Genomic DNA, 8,695 nt, shown 5'->3' with positions numbered 1-8,695 from the left:
CGCTCTATCCGCACAAGACGGTGGAGCAGAACATGGCCTTCGCGCTGAAGCTGCGCGGCACGGATCCAGCTGTCGTCGCCGAACGTGTCAAGCGCGCCGCCGACATCCTCGACCTCGCGCCCTATCTCAAGCGCTATCCGCGCCAGCTTTCGGGCGGTCAGCGCCAGCGTGTCGCGATGGGCCGCGCCATCGTGCGCAATCCGCAAGTGTTCCTGTTCGACGAGCCGCTCTCCAACCTCGACGCCAAGCTGCGCGTGCAGATGCGCACCGAGATCAAGGAACTGCACCAGCGGCTGAAGACCACGACGATCTATGTCACCCACGACCAGATCGAGGCCATGACCATGGCCGACAAGATCGTCGTGATGCGCGACGGCCGCATCGAGCAGGTCGGCGCGCCGCTGGAACTGTTCGACCGTCCGGCGAACCTCTTCGTTGCCGGGTTCATCGGCTCGCCGGCGATGAACCTGCTCAAGGGCACCGTGAGGAAGGGCGAGAAACCGGTCGTCGACATTGCCGGCACAGCGTTTCCCATGCCCGCCAACAGTGCCGGCGAGGATGGTCAGACGGTCGTCTACGGCGTACGCCCGGAGCACCTGGAGATCCATCCCGACGGCGTCGAGGCCAAGATCTCGGTTGTCGAGCCGACCGGCTCGGAAACCCTGGTGTTCGTGCGCTTCGGCGAGGGCGAGATGGTGGCGCTGTTTCGCGAGCGCCACGACTTCAAGCCGGGCGATACGCTCAAGCTGAAGCCGCGTCTCGACCAGGTCCACCTCTTCGACGCCGAAACCGGCAAGCGACTTTAGATCTTTACGCAATTCCGGACGGAAAACCGCCTTTCCTGGAATTGCTCCAGACCGCACACAGACTTCCGGGAGGAAACCATGCTCAAAGGGATCAATCCGCTGCTCAATGCCGACGTGCTCCAGGCGCTGCGGGCGATGGGTCATGGCGACGACCTGATCATCGCCGACACCAATTTCCCATCCGATTCGGTGGCGCGGCAAACCGTGCTCGGCAAGCTCTTGCGCATCGATGCGACGGCGGCCGACGCGGTGAAGGCGGTGCTGTCGGTCTATCCGCTGGATACGTTCGTCAACGATGCCGCGGCGCGCATGGAGATCGTCGGCAAGCCGAACGAAATCCCGCCGGTGCAGAAGGAGGTCCAGAAGGAGATCGACGCGGCCGAGGGCAAACCCTGGCCGATGATCTCGATCGAGCGCTACGCTTTCTACGAGCGCTCCAAGAAGGCCTATTGCGTGATCCAGACCGGCGAGCGCCGTTTCTATGGCTGCTTTGCCTTCCGCAAAGGCGTCGTGCCGCCGGATGCGGAGTAAGGACATGGCCGCCGCCAAGCCTGTCGTCATCCTGGGTGTGTTCGTCGCCGACACCGCCTATCGCGCCGATCGCCAGCCGCGCATGGGCGAGACGATCCTCGGCAATTCCTTCAAGCTCGGGCCGGGCGGCAAGGGCTCGAACCAGGCGGTGGCGTCCGGCAAGCTTGGCGCCGACATCACTTTCCTGACCAGGCTTGGCGTCGATGCCTTTGCCGACATGGCCAAGCAGACCTGGAGGGATGCTGGCGTCAAGAGCGCCGTGATCGACACGCCGGACAGCTATACGGGTGCTGCCTATATCTTCGTCGAGGAAGGCACGGGCAACAATGCCATCATCGTCAGCCCGGGCGCGGCGATGCTGATTTCCCCCGCAGACATCGAGACGCATGCCGGCCTGATCCGCTCCGCCGGCGTCTTCGTCACGCAGCTCGAGCAGCCGATCGACGCGGCCTTGAAGGCACTTGAGATCGCGCGCGGGGCAGGGGTGACGACCATTCTCAATCCCGCGCCGGCCGCGAGCCTGCCGGACCGTATCTACATGCTCTGCGACTATGTCACGCCCAACGAGACCGAGGCCGAAGGGCTGACCGGCATCAAGGTGTCGTCGGTCGACGACGCCCGCCGCGCCGCCGACGCTCTGCTGGCCAAGGGTGTCGGGGCCGTCATCGTGACGCTGGGAGAAAAGGGCGCGCTTCTGCACAGCAAGGACCGATCCGAGCATGTCGGCGCCGTAAATGCCGGCCCGGTGGTCGAGACCACCGGGGCGGGCGATGCCTTCAACGGCGGTCTTGCCGCCGCTTTGGCAAAAGGCGTCGAGCCGCTGGAGGCCGTGCGCTTTGCCTGCGGGGTCGCCGGCATTTCGGTGACCCGCCCCGGCACCGCGCCGTCTATGCCGACATTGCAAGAGGTCGAGGCGCTGCTCGCGAAGGCATGAACTCGTAGTTCGGCCGGTTTATTAGCGGCCCCTTGACCGGGAACGCTCCTGAAGCGAGCGCGTTCATCCTCCTGGTTTGCAACGCCGGAACGGCAGGATGAAGAAATCTTACGAAAAACCCACGCTCGTGAAGCGGCAGAAGCTCACCGAACGGACGGCCCAGATTGTCGCTTCCGGCGTCGTCCTGGGCGAATGATTTCCTTGATCGGGCTTGGATAGCGCTACAGAATCCTGCTGGTCAGTTCCAGCATCGTCGTTGCGCCTTGCTCGCTGCCGGGCATATGCACGACGCGAAGGACGCGGAGGTCCCTGTTCGTTCCCTCGACCGGTATCGACACGCTTTCGCCGACCCGCGGCAATTCCTGGAAAGCGAGCTCGTCGACATCCCTCTCCTCGTCGATGGAAATCCGACATCTCACAGCCATCTGACTTCTCCCGTTTTACCCGAGGGCTGAACGGGACAAGGTTGAAATGGTTCCGAGAAGGCCCTCAGTTGGCAAACCTGCCGCGATATTCGCGCGGCGTCAGGCCTTTTAAAGCCTTGAATTGACGTCCGAAATTGGCCAGCGACCGATAGCCGACCTGCTCGGCGATGTGGGCGATCTGCTTGTCGCCCTCCGTCAGGAGGGCGCAAGCCTTGCCGATGCGCAGCCGTGTCACATACTCAGTCACGGTCAGCCGCGTGTGTCGGGTGAACATCCGGTGAAAGCCCGACGGGCTGAGCGCGGCGAGGCGCGCGACACGGTCGATCCTGAGCTCATCAGTATAGTGCGTGTGCAGGTGGCCGAGAACACGGTCTATGCGCGCGCCGCTCGAGGCGAGGGTGGACTGGGGCGAACGGGACGGCGCCGTGAGCGGCTCGGCCGCGTCGTCCTCGGCCAGCGCCAGCAGCACCGCAATCAGGTCGAGCAGCCGGTCCGCGGGCGGCTTGTCGAAGATCGCTTCGATCCGCGCCCTGACACGCCCGGTCGCAGCTTGCGAGAATTTCAGCCCGCGCGCCGATCTTTGCAGCAGGCCGGCTACCGGTCGCAGTTCCGTCAGAAGACCGGTCAATCCACGCGCCCATTCGGGCCGGAACCAGATGACCATGACCAGATGCGGCTTGCCGCCATCGAGCTTGCTCGTCGACGACCAGGTGTGCGGCAGGTTAGGACCGAGCAGCACGAGATCGCCATCGTCATAGCCGCCGACATGGTCGCCGACGAAGCGGCATCCGCGCGAGTTGAGCGTGAGCGTCAGCTCATATTCCGGATGATGGTGCCATTCCAACGGAATGGTCGGGTCGCGCGGCACCCGCACCATCGACCATGAGGCGTCATCGGCGACGGTGACTTTCTCCAGATATGGCTTCACAGCCGGCCCCTGAGAATTCGCCTCGAACGGCGTTTGAATGATAATGGACGCCAGAATAGTATCATTCTGTGCCTGTTAGCGACAACATGCATGTCCGCCGTTCGGTTAGCCTCGTGTTTGACAGGACAACGTCGAGGAGGAAATCGATGGCCCACGCGAAAGACATCACTAAGGACGATCACCCAACATCCAGCCGGGCGACGACCCAACTGTCCAAGATCAGGAAAGCGCTTCCGCTGCGCGTGCTTTCGGACGCCGATTTCGCGCACTGGCAGAGGCGGGGCTTCGTGATCGTGCGCGATGCGGTGCCAATGGAAAATGTCGAGCGTCTCAAGGCACTGCTTTGGGAATTCGAGGAGAAGGACCCCAACTATCCGGCGACCTGGGACGTCACCCAGCGGCGCGACTATGCGCTGAAGGAAATCAACAATGCCGGCATGGTCGAGATCTACAATCATCAGTTCCTGTGGGATAACCGCATGGCGCGGCGCGTCTATGATGCCTTTGTCGATATCTGGGATATGGAGGATCTGTGGGTCGCCATCGACCGCGCCAACCTCAACACGCCCAACAAGGGCAGGCGCGCATCTCCCGGCTTCATCCATTGGGACGCCGACACCTCGCTCGAGCCCAAGCCGATCTCGGTGCAGGGTGTGCTTTCGCTGGTCCATCAGGACGGCGGCGATATCGGCGGCTTCCAATGCGTGCCCTATCTGTTCGAACATTTCGACGAATGGGTGAAGACTCAACCCGCCGACCGCGATCCGCATCATCCGGATATGAGAGGGATCGAGGACAGGATCGAGAAGCTCGAGCTCTTCCCTGGCGACCTGATGATCTTCAACTCGCTTCTGGCGCATGGCGTGGCGCCGAACACGTCCGACGACAAGGTGCGAATGGCCCAGTATATCTCCATGTTCCCCGCCGATGAGAGCAATCTTGTCGAGCGCGAGGCGCGAATCCGCTCTTGGCGCGAACGCGAGGCGCCGCAGCGCGCCGGCTTTGCCGGCGATCCGCGCAGCTGGGAGAAGAAGCATGCCGAGACGGCAAAGCTGACGCCGCTCGGCGAAAGGCTGCTGGGGGTGGTCAGTTGGAACGGGTAACGTCGGGAGATTGATATGGCGACGGTTCCGCCGTCCTGCATCGGCTGTTCGGCGGACTGGTGGGCGATGACGGGCTCGAACCGCCGACATCTTCGGTGTAAACGAAGCGCTCTACCAACTGAGCTAATCGCCCGCTTGAGCGCGGACCTTTAAGCAGTTAGGGCCGCGTTCGCAAGGCCAAATGAACAGACCGGTGCGCCCGCCATCAGGCGGATTTCCCCAGCCTCGACGCCGTTGTCAAAAAACCTTCTCCTGTTTGTTGTTATGCTTGAATGCCGCGCTTGACACCTGCAAACGAACCCCTTATCCACCGCCCCAACGACGAACACGCCTGACACGTGCTCGTCAGTGCGCGGGTGTAGCTCAGTCGGTTAGAGTGCCGGCCTGTCACGCCGGAGGTCGCGGGTTCGAGCCCCGTCACTCGCGCCATCATCCTTGACAGGATCAATCGGAAAATCGGCTTATCCGGCGCATTTAACGCGCGTGCGGGGCTGTATTAAGCGGCAGTGGGGCCCCTGCGGGGCCGCCACCTTGTCGAGGGCTCAGGTCGCTACTGCCTGACGTAGCAGCGTTTGTGAGCGCCTGGAGCGGGATCATCGCCGAAAGCGTCGTTGCTGCAGCGAACGCCGTTCCTGAAGACGTCCTGCGTGTATTGGCCACGTGCGCCGTATCTGACCATCGCGCGGCCGCGGAAATCGCAGAACTCACCCTCCCTGGCGCAGGCGATCCATTCGCCGCGGTCCGGGCGCGAGCCGTAGTCATCGTCCCCGTAATCATTGTCATCGCCATAGCCGCCGCCACGCGCCACGAAATAACAGGCCTTTTCGCGACCGGGGGCCGGGTCGCCAAAAACGCGATTCGAGCAAGGGACGGCTCGACGATCGAAAAACCGGGAGGTCATTCGACCGCGCGCGCCGTAGACCACTTGCGTGGGGTAGGGCAGGCGGCAAATACCGCCCTCATTCGCGCATCGCCGCAGCTGCTGCGCCGACGCGGTGGCAGGGAACAGGGCCGTAGCGGCCGCGGCCAAGCTGACGAGGCAGATGAAGGCCAGCGTTGCTCGGATCGAGACGTGAAAAGTTCTTAACACGAATTGTCTCCCGGTTTGGTTGTGCTGCGGCATCCTACAGCAGGCGGATTAAATGCGCGATGAATGCCTGATCGGAGGCTATTGTTAACTCGGGCGGCCCTACGGGCGGCCGGGGCTCAATATCTAATGATCCGCCGCTCAACGAGGACCACCAGGCAGAACAGCGCGATCGACAGCGATGACGAAAGAACGATCGCGGCGTAGAGCCGGTCGGACTGATAGTTGAAGGTCGCCTGGATGATCAGCGCGCCGAGCCCTTTGTCCGAGCCGATCCACTCGCCGACGATGGCGCCGATCACGGCGGTGGCCGACGCGATCCTGAGTGACGAGAACAACATCGGCAGAGCACGGTGCAGGCGCAGGCTCCAGAAGATCTCCGAGCGCGTCGCCGACAGCACCCGGAACAGCTCGTGTTCGTTGTCGCTGGCCGAATCGAGGCCGCGGATCATGTTCACCAGCGTCGGGAAGAAGCAGATCACCGCGGCGATGACGATCTTCGGAGTCATGCCGAGGCCGAAGATCAGGATGATGATCGGCGACAGCGCCAGGATGGGGATGGTGTTGAAGAAGAGCACGATCGGGAAATAGGCCGCCTGCAGGACGCGGCTGTGGACGAAGAGCACGGCCAGCAGCACGGCAGCGAGATTGCCGATGACGAAGCCGGCCAGCGCCTCGATCAGCGTCGGCCGCAGATTGTCGATGAGGAGCGCAAAATTCCTTTGGAAGACGCCGAAAATCGCCGTCGGTGTCGGCACGATATAGGCGGGCACGCCGAGCAACGGCAAAAGATATTGCCAGGCGAGCAGGATCGAAGCCGCGCCGAGAACGGGGAGCGCGGCCGTCATGTGCGGGGAGAGCGGCGCCTGTCTCACGATGCGCGCTCCAGCGCCGTTCGCAGATCGGCCATGGCGGCGACGATCGCCGCATCCTCGCGCTTGCAGCGATTGCCTTCCTGCTTGAGAGGCCGCATGTCGAGGTCCTTCAAGACACGTCCCGGATTGGCGGCCAGCACGATGACGCGCTCACCGAGATAGGCGGCTTCGGCGATCGAATGGGTGACGAAGAGGATGGTCGTGCCGCTGCGCCGCCAGAGCGCCAACAGCTCATCGTTCAATCGGTCGCGCGTGATCTCGTCCAGTGCGCCGAAGGGTTCGTCCATCAGAAGCAGTTTCGGTTCGCCGAGCAGGGCGCGCGCGATCGCCACGCGCTGGCGCTGGCCGCCGGAGAGCTGGTGCGGCAGGCGCTCACTGAGGGCGCCGAGCCCCATCAATTCAAGCAGTTCCGTGCTGCGATCCTCGATCTTGCGTGTCAGGCTGCGCAGGCCGACGCCAAGCGGCAAGCGCACATTGTCGCGCACCGTGCGCCAGGGAAGGAGGGTCGAATCCTGGAAGACGAAGCCGACATCGCGCCGCGAGCGCACCGTATGCGGCGTCTCGCCAAGCACGCTGATCGTGCCGCCGAGCGGATCGAGCAGGTCGGCCACCACCCTGAGCAAGGTCGACTTGCCGCAGCCTGACGGGCCCAGGATCGACAGGAAGGAACCGGCCTCGACGGTGAGGTCGAGGCCGGCGAGCACTTTGACGGCCGTCTGCCGGCCGCCATAGCCGACATCCAGCCGTCGCGCTTCGATCGCGTGCGGCATTAGATCAGCACAACGTCTGATTGGACCGTCATGCTGATCTAACTCTTAGTTGGAGCATGACTTTTTCCAAAAGCCGGTTCCCACCTCTTGAGATCATGCTTTACGCGGCGGGCGCGTCGAGCTTGGGCCGGTCGGCTGCCGAGAGTTCGAGTATCTTGGTGGTGTAGACATCGGCGGCCGCCGGGCGACCGTTTGGATACTGGCCAACCTTGTCGAGCAGCGCCAATTGCTCCTCTATCGAGGCTGGGTCGAACGTGCCCCAGCCGTCCTTGGCGGTGGCGCCGTCAAAGGAGAGTTTCAGCACCAGATTGACGGTCTTTTCCTCCCAGCCAAGATCCATTTCCGGATAGGCGGCGACCATCTTCTTGACCGCTTCCTGCGGATTGGCATGCACCCAGCCCCAGCCTTTGCCGACGGCGCCGATGAACTTCGCCAGCGTCTCAGGATCCTTTTCGATTGCCGCGTCGGTAGCGAAATAGACGTCCGCGTAGGAGCTTAGCCCGAGGTCGCGCGTCAGAAGGTCGATGCGGTCGTCGCCGACGACGCTGAGCGCCTGGGTGTTGGTGATCCAGCCGCCGATGGCGTCGACATCGCCGCGCACCAGCGGCGCCTTGTCGAAGCCGACATTGACGATGGTCACCTCCGACGGGTCGATGCCGTTCTTGGCCAGGATCTCGTCGATGACGAAGCGCGCCGTCGGCTGGATACCGATCTTCTTTCCCTTGAGATCGGAGACACTGCGGATCGGCTTGGCCGGTTTCGAGGTCAATGCGTAAGGACCGGTACGGAAGCCGCAGGCGATGATTTTGATCGGCACGCCGCTGGCGCGGGCAGAATATAGCTGCGGCGTTTCCGAGAACTGCCCAAGCTGGGCGGCGCCCGAAATGACCGGCGGCACGGTCGACGCGTTGGGGCCGCCGGGGCTGAACTCGACCTCCAGCCCAGCGTCCTTGAAATAGCCGTTGGCGACGGCCGCGATATCGCCGATCTGGCCGTTGGATAGCAACCAGTCATACTGGATGACGACCTTGCCCGCGGCCTTGGCGCCCGGCGTCAGCAGCAGCTGCATGCCGGCAGATACGGCCGCCACCGCTGCCATGCCGCCTTTCACGAATGCACGGCGGTTCAATTCAAAGTCCCTGTTCCCATTCATTTTTCGCTCCTGTTGCAGACTTTCTCGTCTTTTCTTCAGGCGCCGCTCCCTTCAGCGCGGCGTCGTCTACGGCTGTTCGTCGT

Annotated in this window: 11 protein-coding genes and 2 tRNA genes; 6 read left to right on the top strand and 7 right to left on the bottom strand. The window is 63.2% G+C overall.

From position 1 onward, the window contains the following. The 4 genes from EOA27_RS11630 to EOA27_RS40605 form a co-directional block, all read left to right on the top strand. Positions 1-806, top strand: an 806-nt coding sequence (locus tag EOA27_RS11630; RefSeq protein WP_127256221.1) for a TOBE domain-containing protein, incomplete at its 5' end; no start/stop codon positions are given. 78 nt (positions 807-884) lie between these two features. Next, positions 885-1,337, top strand: coding sequence for an RbsD/FucU family protein (locus tag EOA27_RS11625; protein WP_126082446.1), 453 nt, complete (start codon positions 885-887; stop codon positions 1,335-1,337). Positions 1,338-1,341: 4 nt separating this feature from the next. Continuing rightward, positions 1,342-2,271 carry a ribokinase gene (gene rbsK / locus EOA27_RS11620; protein WP_126082447.1) on the top strand — a complete coding sequence of 310 codons (930 nt, stop codon included), beginning with the start codon at positions 1,342-1,344 and terminating at the stop codon, positions 2,269-2,271. Positions 2,272-2,368: 97 nt separating this feature from the next. Continuing rightward, positions 2,369-2,467 carry a putative RiPP precursor gene (locus EOA27_RS40605; RefSeq protein ID WP_189342102.1) on the top strand — a complete coding sequence of 33 codons (99 nt, stop codon included), beginning with the start codon at positions 2,369-2,371 and terminating at the stop codon, positions 2,465-2,467. Positions 2,468-2,492: 25 nt separating this feature from the next. Here EOA27_RS40605 and EOA27_RS11615 read toward each other — a convergent pair whose 3' ends face one another. Beyond that, entirely contained in the window at positions 2,493-2,696 is a 204-nt protein-coding gene (locus EOA27_RS11615; protein WP_126082448.1) for a hypothetical protein, read from the bottom strand. 64 nt (positions 2,697-2,760) lie between these two features. After that, a complete protein-coding gene (locus EOA27_RS11610) occupies positions 2,761-3,624 on the bottom strand; it encodes an AraC family transcriptional regulator (RefSeq protein WP_126082449.1) in 864 nt (287 codons plus the stop codon). 146 nt (positions 3,625-3,770) lie between these two features. Between EOA27_RS11610 and EOA27_RS11605 the strand changes: the two genes are divergently transcribed. Further along, a complete protein-coding gene (locus EOA27_RS11605; RefSeq protein WP_126082450.1) occupies positions 3,771-4,727 on the top strand; it encodes a phytanoyl-CoA dioxygenase family protein in 957 nt (318 codons plus the stop codon). A gap of 57 nt (positions 4,728-4,784) precedes the next feature. Here the strand turns inward: EOA27_RS11605 and EOA27_RS11600 are convergent. Next, a tRNA-Val gene (locus EOA27_RS11600) sits at positions 4,785-4,860 on the bottom strand. A gap of 219 nt (positions 4,861-5,079) precedes the next feature. On the opposite strand from EOA27_RS11600, the gene EOA27_RS11595 reads away from it, so the two are divergent. Then, positions 5,080-5,156 (top strand) — tRNA-Asp (locus EOA27_RS11595). A gap of 121 nt (positions 5,157-5,277) precedes the next feature. On the opposite strand, the gene EOA27_RS11590 is transcribed toward EOA27_RS11595, so the two are convergent. The 4 genes from EOA27_RS11590 to EOA27_RS11575 form a co-directional block, all read right to left on the bottom strand. Further along, entirely contained in the window at positions 5,278-5,850 is a 573-nt protein-coding gene (locus EOA27_RS11590; protein WP_245467036.1) for a hypothetical protein, read from the bottom strand. Positions 5,851-5,933: 83 nt separating this feature from the next. Beyond that, complete coding sequence (locus EOA27_RS11585) at positions 5,934-6,689, bottom strand: ABC transporter permease (RefSeq protein WP_126082451.1); 756 nt, start codon at positions 6,687-6,689, stop codon at positions 5,934-5,936. Then, on the bottom strand, positions 6,686-7,459 hold the full coding sequence (locus tag EOA27_RS11580; protein ID WP_126082452.1) for an ABC transporter ATP-binding protein: 774 nt from the start codon (positions 7,457-7,459) through the stop codon (positions 6,686-6,688). The genes EOA27_RS11585 and EOA27_RS11580 overlap by 4 nt, the downstream gene beginning before the upstream one ends. Positions 7,460-7,559: 100 nt before the next feature. Beyond that, a complete protein-coding gene (locus EOA27_RS11575; RefSeq protein WP_189343119.1) occupies positions 7,560-8,612 on the bottom strand; it encodes an ABC transporter substrate-binding protein in 1,053 nt (350 codons plus the stop codon). Between the last annotated feature and the right edge of the window lie 83 nt (positions 8,613-8,695).

This window comes from Mesorhizobium sp. M2A.F.Ca.ET.037.01.1.1, assembly GCF_003998075.1.
In the GTDB taxonomy this organism is placed as follows: Bacteria; Pseudomonadota; Alphaproteobacteria; order Rhizobiales; family Rhizobiaceae; genus Mesorhizobium.
Note: the sequence above shows the minus strand (reverse complement) of the source record. Positions and strands in the feature narration are given on the sequence as shown.